Annotated in this window: 14 protein-coding genes; 4 read left to right on the top strand and 10 right to left on the bottom strand. The window is 62.2% G+C overall.

All coding sequences use genetic code 11. From position 1 onward, the window contains the following. The 3 genes from AB1495_RS14905 to AB1495_RS14915 all read left to right on the top strand — a co-directional run bounded on the left by AB1495_RS14905 (position 1) and on the right by AB1495_RS14915 (position 3,871). Complete coding sequence (locus AB1495_RS14905; RefSeq protein ID WP_107277637.1) at positions 1 to 1,311, top strand: AAA family ATPase; 1,311 nt, start codon at positions 1 to 3, stop codon at positions 1,309 to 1,311. Then, positions 1,308 to 2,372 carry a ParB N-terminal domain-containing protein gene (locus tag AB1495_RS14910; protein ID WP_074637157.1) on the top strand — a complete coding sequence of 355 codons (1,065 nt, stop codon included), beginning with the start codon at positions 1,308 to 1,310 and terminating at the stop codon, positions 2,370 to 2,372. The genes AB1495_RS14905 and AB1495_RS14910 overlap by 4 nt, the downstream gene beginning before the upstream one ends. A 404-nt stretch (positions 2,373 to 2,776) precedes the next feature. Beyond that, positions 2,777 to 3,871, top strand: coding sequence for a TRAP transporter substrate-binding protein (locus AB1495_RS14915; protein ID WP_074637156.1), 1,095 nt, complete (start codon positions 2,777 to 2,779; stop codon positions 3,869 to 3,871). Positions 3,872 to 4,125: 254 nt separating this feature from the next. Here the strand turns inward: AB1495_RS14915 and AB1495_RS14920 are convergent, their stop codons facing one another. Together AB1495_RS14920 and AB1495_RS14925 are read right to left on the bottom strand one after the other, a co-directional pair. Further along, a complete protein-coding gene (locus AB1495_RS14920; RefSeq protein WP_005848778.1) occupies positions 4,126 to 5,517 on the bottom strand; it encodes a TRAP transporter large permease subunit in 1,392 nt (463 codons plus the stop codon). After that, positions 5,517 to 6,095 carry a TRAP transporter small permease subunit gene (locus AB1495_RS14925; RefSeq protein WP_174226630.1) on the bottom strand — a complete coding sequence of 193 codons (579 nt, stop codon included), beginning with the start codon at positions 6,093 to 6,095 and terminating at the stop codon, positions 5,517 to 5,519. The genes AB1495_RS14920 and AB1495_RS14925 overlap by 1 nt, the downstream gene beginning before the upstream one ends. A 229-nt stretch (positions 6,096 to 6,324) precedes the next feature. Here AB1495_RS14925 and AB1495_RS14930 point away from each other — a divergent pair, with 229 nt between their 5' ends. Next, positions 6,325 to 7,008 (top strand): YrbL family protein, encoded by a 684-nt coding sequence (locus tag AB1495_RS14930; protein ID WP_074637155.1) that lies wholly within the window; start codon positions 6,325 to 6,327, stop codon positions 7,006 to 7,008. 15 nt (positions 7,009 to 7,023) lie between these two features. Here AB1495_RS14930 and AB1495_RS14935 read toward each other — a convergent pair whose 3' ends face one another. The 8 genes from AB1495_RS14935 to AB1495_RS14970 form a co-directional block, all read right to left on the bottom strand. Then, on the bottom strand, positions 7,024 to 8,088 hold the full coding sequence (locus AB1495_RS14935; protein WP_074637153.1) for a c-type cytochrome: 1,065 nt from the start codon (positions 8,086 to 8,088) through the stop codon (positions 7,024 to 7,026). 13 nt (positions 8,089 to 8,101) lie between these two features. Then, a complete protein-coding gene (locus tag AB1495_RS14940) occupies positions 8,102 to 8,686 on the bottom strand; it encodes a cytochrome c oxidase assembly protein (RefSeq protein ID WP_074637151.1) in 585 nt (194 codons plus the stop codon). Continuing rightward, complete coding sequence (locus tag AB1495_RS14945) at positions 8,683 to 9,090, bottom strand: hypothetical protein (RefSeq protein WP_005848768.1); 408 nt, start codon at positions 9,088 to 9,090, stop codon at positions 8,683 to 8,685. Before AB1495_RS14945 ends, AB1495_RS14940 begins: the two co-directional genes overlap by 4 nt. Further along, positions 9,087 to 11,654, bottom strand: coding sequence for a cytochrome c oxidase subunit I (gene ctaD, locus AB1495_RS14950; RefSeq protein WP_074637149.1), 2,568 nt, complete (start codon positions 11,652 to 11,654; stop codon positions 9,087 to 9,089). Before ctaD ends, AB1495_RS14945 begins: the two co-directional genes overlap by 4 nt. Further along, positions 11,651 to 12,637 carry a cytochrome c oxidase subunit II gene (locus tag AB1495_RS14955; protein WP_074637148.1) on the bottom strand — a complete coding sequence of 329 codons (987 nt, stop codon included), beginning with the start codon at positions 12,635 to 12,637 and terminating at the stop codon, positions 11,651 to 11,653. The genes ctaD and AB1495_RS14955 overlap by 4 nt, the downstream gene beginning before the upstream one ends. 11 nt (positions 12,638 to 12,648) lie before the next feature. Beyond that, on the bottom strand, positions 12,649 to 14,049 hold the full coding sequence (locus AB1495_RS14960; RefSeq protein ID WP_037967033.1) for an APC family permease: 1,401 nt from the start codon (positions 14,047 to 14,049) through the stop codon (positions 12,649 to 12,651). Between the two features lie 77 nt (positions 14,050 to 14,126). After that, complete coding sequence (locus AB1495_RS14965) at positions 14,127 to 14,744, bottom strand: DedA family protein (protein WP_074637147.1); 618 nt, start codon at positions 14,742 to 14,744, stop codon at positions 14,127 to 14,129. Between the two features lie 45 nt (positions 14,745 to 14,789). After that, complete coding sequence (locus AB1495_RS14970) at positions 14,790 to 15,536, bottom strand: c-type cytochrome (protein WP_074637146.1); 747 nt, start codon at positions 15,534 to 15,536, stop codon at positions 14,790 to 14,792. Between the last annotated feature and the right edge of the window lie 10 nt (positions 15,537 to 15,546).

The following is a 15,546-nucleotide window of genomic DNA, read 5'->3' on the forward strand; positions in this document are numbered from 1 at the left end:
ATGAGAAATCACAACGACCTTCTTAACATGAACGAGCGCAGCTTGGAACAACAGGCCGCCGTGCGCCGCGCCACCTTCTCCCCCGGAGAGATCAAGGCCCTGCGCCCCTTCTCCATCTGGGAGATCAGCCAGTTCATGTTCGACGTCCCCGCCGACACCCTGCGCAAGAAGCTGGCGGACGACCCGACCCTGCCCCAAGGGCTCACCGAAGAGGATGGCCGCCAGCGTTGGTTCAGCCTCGAAGAGATCAACGAACTGCGCCGCCGCGCCAAATTCCGCGGTCGCAAGCTGCTGCCCGAACGCCCCCGGGGCCGTGCCATGCGCGTGGCCGTGTCGAACTTCAAAGGCGGTGTCGGCAAGACGGTCGTCGCACAACACCTCGCCCATGCCGCCGCCCTTGATGGCTACCGCGTGCTCTGCGTCGACTTCGACCCGCAAGCGACGCTGACCCATTCGATGGGGCTGACCGAGGTCAAGGAAAGCCACACGGTCTGGGGCATCATGTGCCGCGACCTCTGCCGTGAATCCAACCGGATCATGGAAAGCTATGATGACCCCGATGACTGCCCCTACCCCGCCGCGGACGAATTGCCTGAAGACGTGCAATCCATCGGCGCGCAGCGGTTTCAGGAATTCATCCAGCCAACCTGCTGGCCCACGATCGACATCATCCCGTCCTGCGCCAACGCGGCCTTCGTCGAATTCGCCTCGGCCCAATACCGCGCACTCCACAAGGCATGGAGCTTTTTCGGCTGCGTCGCGCGCTACCTCGATGAACTGCCCGACGATCAATATGACATCATCATTTTCGACTGCCCGCCCGCCATCGGCTACCAGTCCCTAAACGCCGCGTTTGCGGCTGATATTCTCTATATTCCCTCGGGCCCGGGCTACTGGGAATATGACAGTACGACCAGCTATCTGGGCCAGCTTGGCGACGCCATGGCCGATATCTCGGAAGGGTTTGCAAGCCTCGCAGCGGACGCAGGCATTACGCTTCCTAAACAGTTTTCCGACATCCGTTTACTTATGACCCGTTTTGAATCCAACAATCCGTTGCACAGCGCCATGATCGACGCGTTCAAGAACGTCTTCGGCGCCGACGTCTGCGCCCACCCGATTGAAATGACCCGCGCGGTCGAACAATCGGGCCGGTTCCAGATGTCGGTTTACGAACAGGACTATCGCCAGATGACGCGCGAAACATGGAAACGGGCGCGGCAAAGTTTCGACCGTGCCTATGACGAGTTTTTGCAAACCGTGCTCGAAGCGTGGAAAGAAAACGGAAAACGTAAGGAGAAGGCAGAATGAGCAGTAAAAACAAATTCGGCTTCGCCCCGGTAGAAGCCCCCACATCCGGCAGCCGCCGCAACCGCCAGCCGGGCCCCATGGGCGCCGCCGTGCGGGACGTGGCCGAAAACCTAGCAGAGGCAACCGAAGCCAAAATCGAACAGCGCCGCCGCAACGCCGAAGACGCCAAGACTTTCCGGCAGGCCCAAGGCGAAGGCCGCGTGCTCTATCAGATCGACCTGTCGGAAATCTTCACCGACGATTTGCCGCGCGATCGCCTCGCGCTGGAAGAAGTCGCCCAGTCCGACGAGATGGAGGAGCTTAAATCCTCGATCCGCGAACGCGGGCAGCGCGAACCCGTCGAGGTCTATGTCGGGCCGAACGGGCGCTACCAGCTCAAGAAAGGCTGGCGCCGTTTCACCGCACTGTCGCAGTTGTTTTCCGAAACCAAAGACGACCGCTTTGGCACGATCACCGCGCGGGTAGAGGTCGGCGAGGATGACCGCATTTCGCGCTATGTGGATATGGTCGAAGAGAACGTCGTGCGCGAAGATCTGTCTTTTGCCGAGATGGCACAGGTGGCGATCACCGCCGCCAAGGACGACGCGGTAGAAGAGATCGACCCGGCAGAGCTGGTGACCCGTCTTTACAGCGCGCTGCACAAGACCAAGCGGTCTTACATCAAAAGCTTCGTCTTCCTTCTCTCTGCTTTGGAGGGGAGCTTGCAGTGGCCCAAGGCCGTGCCGCGTAATCTGGGTGTCGATGTCGCGCGCGCGCTGCGCACACCGGATCAAGCCAGTGTCTTGCAGGAAAAACTCTTGGATGCCTCGACGCCGGACGAGCAGAATAAAATCCTCAAGGATTTTCTGACCACCTCGAACGAGCCGACAGAGAAGCCCGCCTCCAAGGCAGAGCCTAAGCAGAAGTTCGAATTCTACGTCGGCCAGACCAAGGTCACCGCCCGCCACGGTGAATGCCGTTTGATGAGCGATATCGACTTTGCCACCATGCCCAAGAAGCAATTGGAAGAAGCCGTGCGCGCCTTTGAAGAGGTGCTCAGCAACGGGCCACGCATCCGGTAAACGGTTACCCATGGGTAACCGCTGCCCACCCGGTTACCCATGGGTAACCACCGCGCATCGGGTTACCCATGGGTAACCGGCAAGGGTAAATGAGGGGGGTAGCCGGGAAGGGGGGCGCAGAAGCGTCCCCTTTTTTGTGCGTTGACGGGGCGGAGAGCGCAATTGCCCCATTTCCCAATAAAACAAGGAGCTTTCGCCGCGAATATCGGCTTAACGCTTTGATTCAAAACAGCTTTGCGGTTGAAAGATGCAGATTCCACCGCGATTTCGCCCTATCGGCACCAGAACCCGACGTTGACCCATGGACATCCCCTGAAACGCGGGATTAACGTGCGCCCATAGGGGAGGGCTGGCAGATGTCAGAAAGACCTTATCGACATATTTTTGATCTCGGGAGAAACATCATGGATCGTCGTTCATTTATTCGTGGCGCAGGCGTTGCGGGGGCAGGGGCCGTTGCTTCATCGCTGGCCGCACCCGCCGTCGCCCAAGGCAACATTACCTGGCGCATGGTCACCACCTGGCCGAAAAACTTCCCCGGTCTGGGTGTCGGCGCGCAGCGTCTGGCAGACCGCATCACCGCCGCTTCCGGTGGCCGCCTGACGGTCAAGGTTTTCTCGGCGGGCGAACTGGTGCCGCCGCTGCAGTCGCTGGACGCGGTCATCGACGGCACAGCCGAGATGAGCCACGGTGCCGCTTACTATTGGCAAAACAAATCGCCGGCGCTGTCCTTCTTTACCGGCGTTCCTTACGGCATGACCACGCCAGAACTGACAGCCTGGATGCGCTATATGGGCGGTCAGGAAATCTGGGACGAGATCTATGACCAGTTCGGCGTTCAGGGCTTCCTGTCGGGCAACACCGGCACGCAGACAGGCGGTTGGTTCCGCGACGAACTGACCAGCCTTGACGATGTCAAAGGCGTGCGCTTCCGGACCCCCGGCCTTGGCGGTCGCGTATGGGAGAAACTGGGCGCCACGGTCACCAACATGGCCGCGGGCGAGATCTTTCAGGCGCTGCAATCGGGCACGCTGGACGCGGCCGAATTCGTCGGCCCCTACAATGATCTTGCGCTCGGCTTCCATCAGGTTGCCAAGAATTACTACATGCCGTCCTTCGTTGAATCCGGCCTCGCGACCGAGCTGGTCGTCGACAAGAAGAAGTATCAGGAACTGCCCGAAGACCTGCAGGCGATCATCCGTGATGTAAGCCAGGCGGAATACGATCAGGTCGCGGCCGACTTCTATGCCAACGATCCACGCGCGCTGAAAACGCTGGTGGAAGAGCACGGCGTGACCGTCCGCAACTTCCCCGATGACATCATGGAAGCCGGTGCCAAAGCCTCGGTCGAGGTGGTCGAGGAACTGCGCAGCAGCGACGACCCGCTGGTCAAGAAAACCGCCGACAGCTTTGTCGAAGCGCTGAACCTTGTCCGCACCCGGACAGAGAAGATCGACAGCCCCTACATTCAGGCGCGTCAGAGCTTCCTGAAATACTAAGCTCCGCCCGTCGGATACAGAAAAGGCCCGGTGGAAACACCGGGCCTTTTTTCGTGCTGGGGCAGGGGCCTAATCCCCGTCCCGCCCGGTGGCACACCGGGCATCGCCCTCCCTCCCCCCGGAGGGCGATTTTACGACGTCGCGCCATCTGCATCGGTCAGCGGTTGATGCACCGGGGCTGCCACTTTCAAACCTGCGGATCGCCCCCCCCAGGGAGGGCGATCCCCTTAGCGTGTCAAAAGATATGGTGGCCTTTAGCCTGCGATCAGCTTGGGCAACCAGGTCACGATCTGCGGGAACATGAACAGGATCGCAATCGCCACCACCTGCAGCATCACGAAGGGCAGGATGCCCTTGTAGATCGCGCTGGTGGGCAGGTCCGCCGGGGCGACGCCGCGCAGGTAGAACAGCGCAAAGCCGAAGGGCGGGGTCAGGAACGACGTTTGCAGGTTCACCCCCACAAGCACACCCAGCCAGATCGGATCGACATCCAGCATCAGCAGCACCGGTGCGGTGATCGGGATCACGATAAAGATGATCTCGAAGGTGTCGAGGATGAAGCCCAGGAAGAACATGATGATCATTACCACTGCAACGGCAGCGAGCGTCCCGCCCGGCAGATTGCTGAGGAATTCATGCACCAGATTGTCGCCGCCCATCATGCGGAACACGACCGAAAAGACCGAGGCCCCGAGAAGGATCACAAAGACCATGCTGGTGATTGTGGCCGTCGATACCATCGTCTCTTTGAGCACGCCAAAGGACAGACGCCAGCGCAATGCGGCGAGGATCATGGCCCCGACGGCACCGACGGATGCGGCCTCTGTCGGGGTGGCGATGCCGCCCAGAATAGACCCTAACACGGCCAAAATCAGCGCCAAAGGCGGGACAAGCGCTACAAAGACCTCGCGCAGCAGCTTTGATTTCTCATCCGCTGGAACGGGGGTGGCCGGGCAGGATTTAGGGTCTGTTGCGGCTTTGAACAGCACATACCCGAGGTAAAGCGACACGAGCAGCAGCCCGGGCAGCAGGGCGCCGGCAAAGAGATCCCCGACAGAGACAGGCGTGGGGGCAAAGTTGCCCTTGGCCATCTGCACCTGCGAGTTGATGCCCGACAGCATATCGCCCATGAAAATCAACACGGTAGAGGGGGGGATGATCTGGCCCAAAGTGCCGCTGGCGCAGATCACGCCGGTGGCCAGTTTCGGGTCATAGCCCGCCCGCAGCATCGCGGGTAGCGAGATCAGCCCCATCGTCACCACGGTCGCGCCCACCACACCCGTAGAGGCCGCGAGCATCGCCCCGACCAGCACCACAGAGATCCCGAGCCCGCCGCGCATATTGCCGAACATCTTGCCCATGGTGAGCAACAGTTGTTCGGCGATCTGGCTGCGCTCCAGCATCACCCCCATGAAGATGAACAGCGGCACGGCGACGAGCACTTCGTTCGTCATAAAGCCGATATATCGGTTGGGCAAAGACCCGAAGTTGGATGGGTCGAACACGCCCAAAGCCATGCCTACACCGCAGAATAGTAACGAAGTCCCGGCGAGGGTGAAGGCCACGGGGAAGCCCAGAAGCAAAAAGCCGATGACCCCAAAGAACATCAGCGCGGCGAGCATCTCGCCAATCATGATCGGGTCCATCAGGCGGCTCCCTCGGTGGTGGCGGGTTTGATGGCGTCCGGGCTGTATTGCATCGCGGCGGGCACAAGATCAGCCCTGCCACCAAGCACCAGAATGGACCGGATCGCCATGGCAATGCCTTGCGCCGCAATCAGGGCCGCAAAGACGATGATAAAGGTTTTGAGGATATAAAGCCCCGGCATCCCGCCTACGTTGGCAGAGCCTTCGTGGTACCCCCACGCGCGCTGCACGAAGGGCATCGAATAGATGTAGACGATCCAGGTAAAGGGCAGCAGAAAGACGAACACCCCGATCAGGTCGGTGATGGCGCGGGTGCGCAGTTTGGCGGGACGGTAAAAGATATCGACGCGCACGTGATCGTCGCGCAGCAGGGCAAAGCCTGCCACCGCGGTGAACATCGCCCCGTTCAGCCAGATATAGAGATCCTGCATCCAGACGTAGCTGGTGGCAAAGAGGTATCTTTGTACCACTACGGTAAAGCAGACGACGACAATGGCCAGCGCGAGCCAGGAAAAGACTTTTCCGATAATCAGATTAACAGCGCAGATGAGGGATGCTACTCCAGCGAGAAAACGCACATTCCACCCTTTTCTATGGTTTCTATCGTTCTTAACGCATGTCAATCAAAGTGCCGCAGGGGAATGTCAAGCGGGGACAGTTGTTTTCAAGCAGCGGAAAATTGCGAATGTCTGTTCTGGCAAGTCGACCTAAGAGATACCTTTTGACTCGGGCCGCAACTTTAGGTTACGGATTCGCCATAGCGTGCGACGGTTAGTAAGTGCCCAGATCTAAAGATAATAAGTATAGATGTCAGCAACAGTTCAACTCATTCATAATGAAACCGGCACTCTTCTTAGAAGAGAGGAGGACAGGGCGGTTTTTTCGGTCACGGCACCTGATGACCTTGTTGTCAAAGTCCCGCTAAGGCCCGTCAGCGAGTCCGCGCGCGGCGGCATAAAACCGTTTCTGCACAAGCATTTTCCCATGGCACCGCATCGCGCGTTGTTTCGCGAGGTGAACCACGACATCACCATACGAATTCGCAGCTACCAGATGGGGCATGCGTCGCCGATCGCGTCCACCAATGGCATCATGCGCACCGATCACGGGTTGGGCCTTTTGATGCAACGTGTGGGGCCGGCGACAGGCGGGCTGGGGCTGACGCTGGATGAATTCATTGCACAGGACCTGCTGGATACGCCGGCGCTGAAAGCTTTGAACGACTTTTCCCGCGCGATGTTTGCGCTTGGGGTGGTTGCGCCGAACGTTGGCCCAAGAAACATCGTTTGGGGCGAGCAGGACGGGACGTGGCGACCGCTGATCGTGGACGGCTTTGGCGATCACAGCGTGACCAAGCTGCCGTCTTGGATACCGTTTCTGCGCCACTATGGATTGCACCGCGGGATGGAGCGTACGGCACGTGACGTCGGGCTTCGGTGGTCGCGCCGCAAAAAGATGTTTCTGCGGGCAGATTCTGGTGCGCTCGACTAGGGTTACCCTTTTTGCCTACTCCGCCGGAAGCTGGGAATAATACAGCGCCAGCGCGTCGATCTCGGCATCTGACAGATTGCGAGCGGCTTTTTCCATCAGCTCTTTGCGGGGGCCGCCACCGCGTGTGCCATCGCGCCAAAGCTTCAGCTGCTGCGCCAGATAGGGGCGCGGCTGGCCGCTGATGCGCGGGAAGCCGGGTTTGGTCAGCTCCAGACCGGGGCCGTGGCAGGACGCGCAAGAGGGCGCGTCGATATTGCCGATGGCGGCGACGCCGGCCCCTTGCTCCATCAGCTCAAGCTCTGCCGGGGACAGGGGAGCTCTCGGGGTCGGGCCATCGGGCGCGGATGCGGCATAGTGGCGGATCACGCGGGTCAGGTCATCGGGGGGAAGCTGCGTCGCCGCATGGGCCATAAAGCCGCTGTCCCGCGCGCCCGTGCGATAGGCGATGATTGCGTCCTGCATGTACCCTTCGTCGAGGATATCGAGGCGGGGGATATGGCCGTTGCCTTTGCTGTTGCCCGTCGCGCCGTGGCAGGAGGCGCAATAGGTCAGCGCGGTGTCGTCGGCTGCTGCGTCTGACGCCAGCACGGCGTCAAAGCCCGCGCCTTCCATCTCGCGGACATGGGTAAGGAAGGCGACCATGGCCCAGATCTCGTCCTCGCGGTTTTCGGCGGGCCAGTAGGGCATGCCGCTCATCTTGACGCCATCCTTGACGATGGTGAACAGATGTTGCGGCTGCCAGTCGGCGACGGCGTCGGTGATATGGGGCGGTTCGGGCGACATGGCGTCGGCGGTGGCGGAGTGGATCCGGTCGGGGGCAGCGTGGCAGAAGCTACAGGCGCTGTCGAAATGCCCCGCGCCGAGGGCGACGAGATCGGGGTCGGACAGGTCGGGCACCTGTTCGGCGTCAGGGGCGCGGAGTTTGACCGACTGGCGATAGGCGGTGTGCAGCACCCAGGACACGCCCGGAATATGGCCCGCGCGGGCAGAGACGTTGAACAGCCCCAGCCCCACGATGGTCACCGCGCCGACAGCCCCCAGCAGGGCCAGAACGATCAGGGTTTTGATCACAGTTCTCATTGCGTTTGCTCCGTTACGTTTGGGGTGCGTGGTCGGTGCTGCGCAGGTCACGGCCCACCAGCCACAATCCGGCGATCAGATAGACCGGTGTGCCGATGCCCAGCATCAGCAGCCCGCCCAGTTGTTGCCCGCCAAGGTCGGCGGCGCGGCCGCAAATCTCGGCAAAGACATCGCGGGGGGCGAGGATCAGCAGCGCCCCCAGTAGGGTCATATGCATCGAGGTCAGCAGCAGCGATCCGGCCCCTGCCAGCCCGTTGTGCGCGCGCAGGGCGCTGACCCAGACCAGCAGTCCGACGATCAGGAAACTGCCCTGTTCCAGCGCAAAGCCCGCGGGCAGCAGATAGGCCATCCCGTGCAGTTGCGGCAGGTGCCATGCCCAGACCACCATGAATTCAAGCACCGTCGCGATCAGCGGAGAGATCAGCAGCCAGCGCAGCCGGTCGCCCAGTCCGAAGGCGAGCAGCGGTGCGACCACGGCGACCAGCCCCATATGGCGCAGCATATGGACGGGGAAGGCGGCGCCGGTCAGCCGTTCCAGCGGCACCAGCCAGAGCAGGCCAAGCAGGACAAACCCTAGATATGTCGCGGCGCGGGTCATGCGCAGCTGGCGATCAGGAGCACGGGGAGCGAGACATAGATCACCCCGACCGCCGAGATCAGCGACAGCAGGAAGGCCGCGTGGCCCATGAACTGGTGGCGGTCCTCGTTGTTGCCCGCGTCGTTTTCCCATTCGCGGTCGCGCACCACATCCCATTGCCGCCACGCGCCCCAGCCCAGCCAGACGATCGCCGCCAGAACGCCTATGGTCAGCAGCCCGATGCCGAGGCGAAGGGTGGTAAGGTAATCCACGCCGAGGATGTGATCGGCGCAGAATACGGTTGTGGCACCGTAGCAGATCACGAAATGCAGCGCCCAAAGCGTGGGGCTGAGGGCGAGCCGCCAGAGGCTGTCTTGTTCCTCGTGGAATTCCTCTTGCTCTTCTTCGGTGGAGATCTGGTTCATGCCAGCAACCTTGGGGCCACGCCCAGAATAAAGCCGGTGACCAGCGCGGTCAGCACCATGAAGTGCCAGAACAGCGTGACGTTGCACAGATCGGCGTCATATTGCGGGGTCACCTTGCCAAAGATCGACCCTGCCAGCGCGTAAAGCTGCATGATGACCCCCAGCAGGGAATGGGCCACCAGCCAGACCATCAGCGCCCACATGGTCGCGGGGTAGACATGGGTTGTGGGCTCAAGGTCGAGGACCGACAGGATGATCAGCCCCGCCCCGCCGACGGTGCAGGTCGCGGCCAGTGCCAATGCGAGGCGTGCCAGCGTGATATGGCTGCGTTTATTGACCTCGCGTGCGAGCACGGTCGCGGCCCATGAGACGACAAACAGCGTAACCCCGAGCGCGACGGCGGCGCCCGTCGCGTGGTCCGCTCCGATGGTGATAAAGTCCGGGCGCGCGGTCCAGTAGAAGAAGAACCCGAAGACGAGGCTGGCGAAGGCGGTGCTGTCGCCCAGCATCGTGATCCAGACCGCCCACCACCCGACAGAGGTCGGCCCCGAGGCGTAGGTCGGCAGGCTGAGGCCAAGACCCACGTCCTTACGCTCCTGATCCGGCACCTGTGCCGTGCTGGTCCAGAGCCAGTAGAGCACGCAGACAATGGCGAAGGCGCCGCAGACGATGGCGGGTTCGTAGATGTGGAAGGTGGGGAAGATGAACGCGCCGCCGGTAAAGAACGCGGCGAGCATGGTGATCCACGCGGGGCCGGTGACGCGCTGCACCATCAGCGGTTTCGCGTCGATGACCGAGGTGATCAGCGTCTCGCGTTTGCCCTCGGGGGCGTCGGGCAGATAGTAGCGGCCCGCGTCCATACGCTCGACCAGTTTGGGCTGGTCCCACAGCGGATAGCGCGAGGTGATATAGGGCACCGAACGGTTGCCCCATGCCTCTTCGGGCACATCATGGGCCCATTCCAGCGTGCCGCCGCCCCAAGGGTTGCGCTTGATCTGGCCTTGGTACGCTTTGGGCCGCAGCAGATCGTAGACGAAGACGGCAAAGCCTGCGGCGGTGATATAGGCCCCGACGGTGGACATCATATTGAGCCAGTCCCAGCCCGCGCTGCCCGGGTAGGTGAAGATCCGGCGCGGCATCCCCTTGAGCCCCGTCAGATGCATCGGCAGGAAGGTGACGTTGAAGCCCACAAAGATCAGCCAGAAGGCCCAACGGCCAAGGGTTTCGGACAGAAGCTTTTTGCGGAAGAAGGGGAAGAAATAATAGACCCCCGCCATGACCGGAAAGACCATGCCGCCAAACAGCGTGTAATGCAGGTGGGCCACGACGAAGTAGCTGTCATGGGCCTGCCAGTTGAAGGGCACGATGGCCAGCATCACCCCTGTCAGACCGCCCGCCACAAAGATCGCCAGCGCCCCCGCGATCCAGAGCATCGGCAGGGTCATCTTGACCCGTCCCACCATCAGCGTCGCGACAAAGGCGAAAAGCTGGATGCCGGTGGGGATCACCACGGCCTCGGACGCGGCAGAGAAGAACCCCAGACTGATCTGGGGCAGGCCGGTGGTGAACATGTGATGCACCCACAGCCCGAAGGACAAGAACCCCGTGCCGACCGCACTGAGCACGATCCACGAATAGCCCACGATGGGCGTGCGTGCGACGGTGGGCACGATCATCGCGGCGATCGCGATAGAGGGCAGGAAGATGATGTAGACCTCCGGATGGCCGAAAATCCAGAACAGATGCTGCCAGAGCATCGGGTCGCCACCCCGGACGGGATCGAAGAACGGCCAATCGAAGGAGCGTTCGAGTTCGAACAGGAAATCCCCCGCGATCAGCGGCGGGAAGGCGAAGAGGATCATGCCGCCTACGACCATCACATACCACGCATAAAGCGGCATGATGTTGACGCGCATCCCCGGCGGGCGGCATTTGAGCGCGCCGACAATCAGCTCGACCGCCGCGGCGATGGAGGCGACCTCGATAAACGAGAGGCCCAAAAGCCAGACATCGGGGCCGATGCCTTCTTCCTTGGTGGCGAGCGGGGGGTACATGAACCAGCCCGCCTTGGGGCCGGAATCGAACAGGATGGACGCGAAGACAAAGATGCCGCCGATCAGGAAGCACCAGTAGCCATAGGCGCTGAGCCGCGGGAACGGCATGTCGCGCGCGCCCAGCATACCGGGCAGCAGCAGGATCGAGATCGCCTCGAACATGGGCACGGCAAAGAGGAACATCATCGCCGAGCCGTGCATGGTGAAGAACTGGTTATAGCGGTCGGCGTCGAGGAAATCATTCTCGGGCACGGCAAGCTGGGTGCGCATGAGCACCGCCAGAATACCGGCGCAGAGCATGAAAAAGAACGCGGTCATCGTGTACCAGATGCCGACCTCGGTGTTGTTCACCGCCGACCAGTAGCGCCAGCCTTGCGGCGTTTTCCAAGCCGCACGCAGGCGTTTTTTCTGCGCCTCTTGAACCTCCTGCGGGACGGGTTCGGCGAGCATATCCTCGGTCGGGGGGTAGGTGCCTTCGGGTTGCAGCACATCGGGGTATCTGCGGGTCATTCCAGCCCCCCCAGATAGGCGGCGAGCGCCGCGAGGTCGTCGTCGGACAGGAAGTCATAGGTGGGCATATTGACCTCGGGTTTGATCGTGTCGGTGTGGCCGATCCATGTGGCGATGGCCTGCGCGTTCAGGGGCAGGGTGCCCGCGGCAAGCGAGTGGCGATTTGCCAGATGGGTCAGGTCGGGGCCGGTCTTGCCGATGGCTTTGGTGCCACGAATGCTGTGGCAGGCGCCGCAGCCTTCCTCAAGGAACAGGGTTGCGCCGGCTTTGGCCAGCGCGCCTTGGGGTGGCTTGGCATCGCGCGCCTCGGCGCTCAGCCATTGGTCGAATTCATCGGGTGGCATCACCACGGTTTCAAAGGCCATCAGCGCATGGGAGGCGCCGCAGAATTCGGCGCATTGGCCCCGGTAGATGCCGGGATCGGTGGGCGCGAGGGTCATGCGGGTTTCACGCCCCGGGAACATATCGGTCTTGCCGCCAAGGGCCGGCACCCAGAAGGAGTGGATCACCCGATGGGCGTTCAGCACAAGCTCGGTCCGGGCACCGGCGGGCAGGCGGAGTTCATTCGCCGAGACGATTGTTCTCGTCTCCCCCTGCTGTTGGTATTCGACGCGCCACCACCATTGTTCGGCGGTGACGCGCACGACCAGCCCGTCCCCTTCGGCGCGGGTCGGTCCCATCAGCGGCAGGGAATACATCAGCAGCCCCCCCAGCAGGACCACGGGAAAGAGGATGCCCCCGCCGACGATCAGCATCTCGGCGGGGCGGCGGCGCATGGCACAGGGGTTGATGCGTGTGACATAGACAAACAGCAGCGCGACAAGCCCCCACAGGATCACCGCGCCGACCAGCATCACCCAAAAGAGGTTCAGCACATCCGACGCGTCCTGACCGGCGGGGGCCAGCACGGATTGACGCCCCTCGCAGCCCGCCAGAAGCAGGGCGGCCGGGGCGATTACACAGATGCGCCAAGGGTGTTGCAAGAGGGCTCCTTTCACTCTGACAATTTGTCCATGTCCGAGGCAAGCGGGTCTTGCCCCTTTGATTTCATGTAGAATACGGTCGCACCCCAGAGCACGACACCCAAGCCGATCAGCACCGCGGCGATGAGGTATTGCACGCTGTCGCGCCCCGTCCACGGGCCGACGAAAAAGGCGCAGGATATCGCGCCGATATAGGGCAGGCCGAGGGGGCTGGTGAAATGGTCGTGGTCCACCGTATCGCTGCGCAGCACCAGCACGGCGATATTGACCAGCGTGAACACCGCAAGCAGCAGCAGCGCGGTGGTGCCCCCCAGATCAGGCACCGCGCCGACAAAGGTGATCAGCGCGATCGCCAGCCCGGTGGTAAAGACAATGGCCGTATAGGGCGTGCGCCGTTTGGGCAGCACCTTGCCCAGAATGGAGGGCAGCACTTTTTCCTGCGCCATCCCGTACAGCAGGCGGCTGGCCATCAGCATGTTAATCAGCGCGGAGTTCGCCACGGCGCACATGGTGATGATGCCGAAGACGCTGAGCGGGAACCAGGGCGCGCCGGCTTCGACGACCTTGAGCAGGGGGGTGGCCCCTTCGCCCAAGGCCTTTGCGTCGACAAGGGCAATGGCGGTGATCGACACCAGCAGATAGATCACGCCGGTGATCAGCAGCCCGCCGAGCAGGACTTTGGGAAAGATGCGCGAGGGGTTCTTGGCCTCTTCGGCCATGTTCACGGAATCCTCGAAGCCGACCATTGCAAAGAAGGCCAGCGTGGTCGCGGCGATCACGGGCCAGAACAGGCCCTGCTCTCCGGCGCTGCTGAAATCGAACGCGCGGCCGAAATCGCCTTGCCCGCCCATGAGCGCGGCGGCGCCGATCATGATGATGATCAGCAGGCCGGTCAGTTCGATGCAGGTGAGCACCACATTTGCCTTCACGCTTTCGCCGACGCCGCGCAGGTTGATCAGCCCCAGCAGCACCATAAAGCCGATGCTGATGGCGGTGATCAGGAAGGCCCCGTCGCCCAGACCGAAACTTTTGCCGAAATTCTCGGCAAAAGCCTGCGAGGCGGTCGAGGCCGAGGTGATCCCGCTCGACATCACAGCGAAGGCCACAAGGAAGGTGAGGAAATGCACGCCAAAGGCTTTCTGCGTATAAAGCGCGGCACCGGCGGCCTTGGGGTATTTGGTGACAAGTTCAAGGTAGCTGCAAGCGGTCACGGTGGCCAAGACAAAGGCCACGAGGAACGGCAGCCAGACGATGCCGCCGACCTTTGCCGCGACTTCGCCTGTGAGCGCGTAGATCCCTGTGCCCAAGACATCGCCCACCACGAACAGCAGCAGCAATCCGGGCCCCATCACGCGTTTAAGTTCGGTTTTCTCGCCGTCTTGATCCGGCGTTGTTGAAACATCCTTGGTCATGGGACACTCCCTTCCCCCCTTGCCGGGGGCGTGGCCCCGACATCACAGCCGTCACCAGTTCACGCCCGTAGCGACGGCTAGCCCGTGGCGTCTTGTGCGCTGCCGCCTTTCTTGCGGATCACGCGGTAGATGTAGGTCAGCACCAAGGCGCCGATGACAACGTTGGACACGGGGTTCATGTAGTCCGCGACCAGATCGTATTGCGACCCGAGCGCGTAGCCGAGGCCGGTCAGCAATGTGTTCCAGATCACCGTGCCCGCCAGCGAGAAGGCCAGAAACGGCAGGTGATGCATCGGCGTCAGCCCCGCGGGCACCGAGATCAATGTGCGGATCGCGGGCACCATGCGCCCCATGAGCACGGCCAGATTGCCGTGGCGGTCGAACCAGTCCGACGCGCGGTCAAGATCCTCGGGGGACATGGTGAGCCAGCGGCCATGCTTTTCCAGAAGGCGCCGCACGCGGTCGCGCCCGATCTTGCGCGCGATGATATAGTAGAGGTAGGTGCCCGCCAGCGACCCGATGCTGCCCGCGATCACCACGCCGACAAAGTTCATCTGGTCCTGATAGGCCAGAAACCCCGCCAGCGGCATGATCAGCTCGGACGGGATGGGCGGAAAGACGTTTTCCGCGAACATCAAAAACGCGACGCCCAGATAGCCTGCGGCGTCCAGCAGGCCGGTGATCCAGTCAAACATGGGGCCTCCGGTTCTGTTGCGTTGCGGGGGAGGGGGCGTTGAGCGTCATTGAGGGTCTTTCGTCGTCAGCGGGTTGGCCACGCGCTCGTAGTATTCACTGATGGCGCGCATATCCTCGGGGGTCATTTTGCGGGCGATGGCGGACATCATGCCGCCAAAGTCATTGTCCCGCTGGCCGCGTTTCCAGCGGTCCAGTTGCAGCACCATGTAGTTGGCGTATTGACCGGCAAGATAGGGCACCGAGGGCGGGTTGCCCGTGCCGTCGGGCCCGTGGCAGTTGGTGCAGGCGGGCAGACCCTTTTCGGGCGATCCGGCCCGCGCGATGGCGGCACCTTTCTGGATATCTTGTACCGAGACCTGCCCGCGCGCCACCCGCAGCGGCGCGGCGAGAGAGGCGTAATAGGCGCTGACCGCGGCGCGGTCGTCTTCAGAGAGGGATTGCGCGACGGGCGTCATCAGGTCGTCGGGCCGCGCGTCGCTGGCGTAGTCATCCAGCTGCTTGTCGAGGTACCACGCCGGTTGTCCGGTCAGCCGCGGGAAGCTGCCCGACCCGTCACCCTGACCGTCAACGCTGTGGCAGGTCACGCAGGATTGCACATCGCCCGCGCCCTGTAGGGCGATGGTCTGCCCCCGTGCCAGCGTGTCGGCATCGGGCGGCGTATCGACCGTCATGTTGAACAGGTCGCGCGCCGTACCATAGGGCTGATCCGCAGGGATCGCCTGCGCGGTGGCCAGCGCGGGCAAAAAGGCTGCGAGGGCGAGGCTAAGCAGGGGGCGATGCGGGATGTTCATGGCGGCTCCT

The organism is Sulfitobacter pontiacus, from assembly GCF_040790665.1.
In the GTDB taxonomy this organism is placed as follows: Bacteria; Pseudomonadota; Alphaproteobacteria; order Rhodobacterales; family Rhodobacteraceae; genus Sulfitobacter; species Sulfitobacter pontiacus.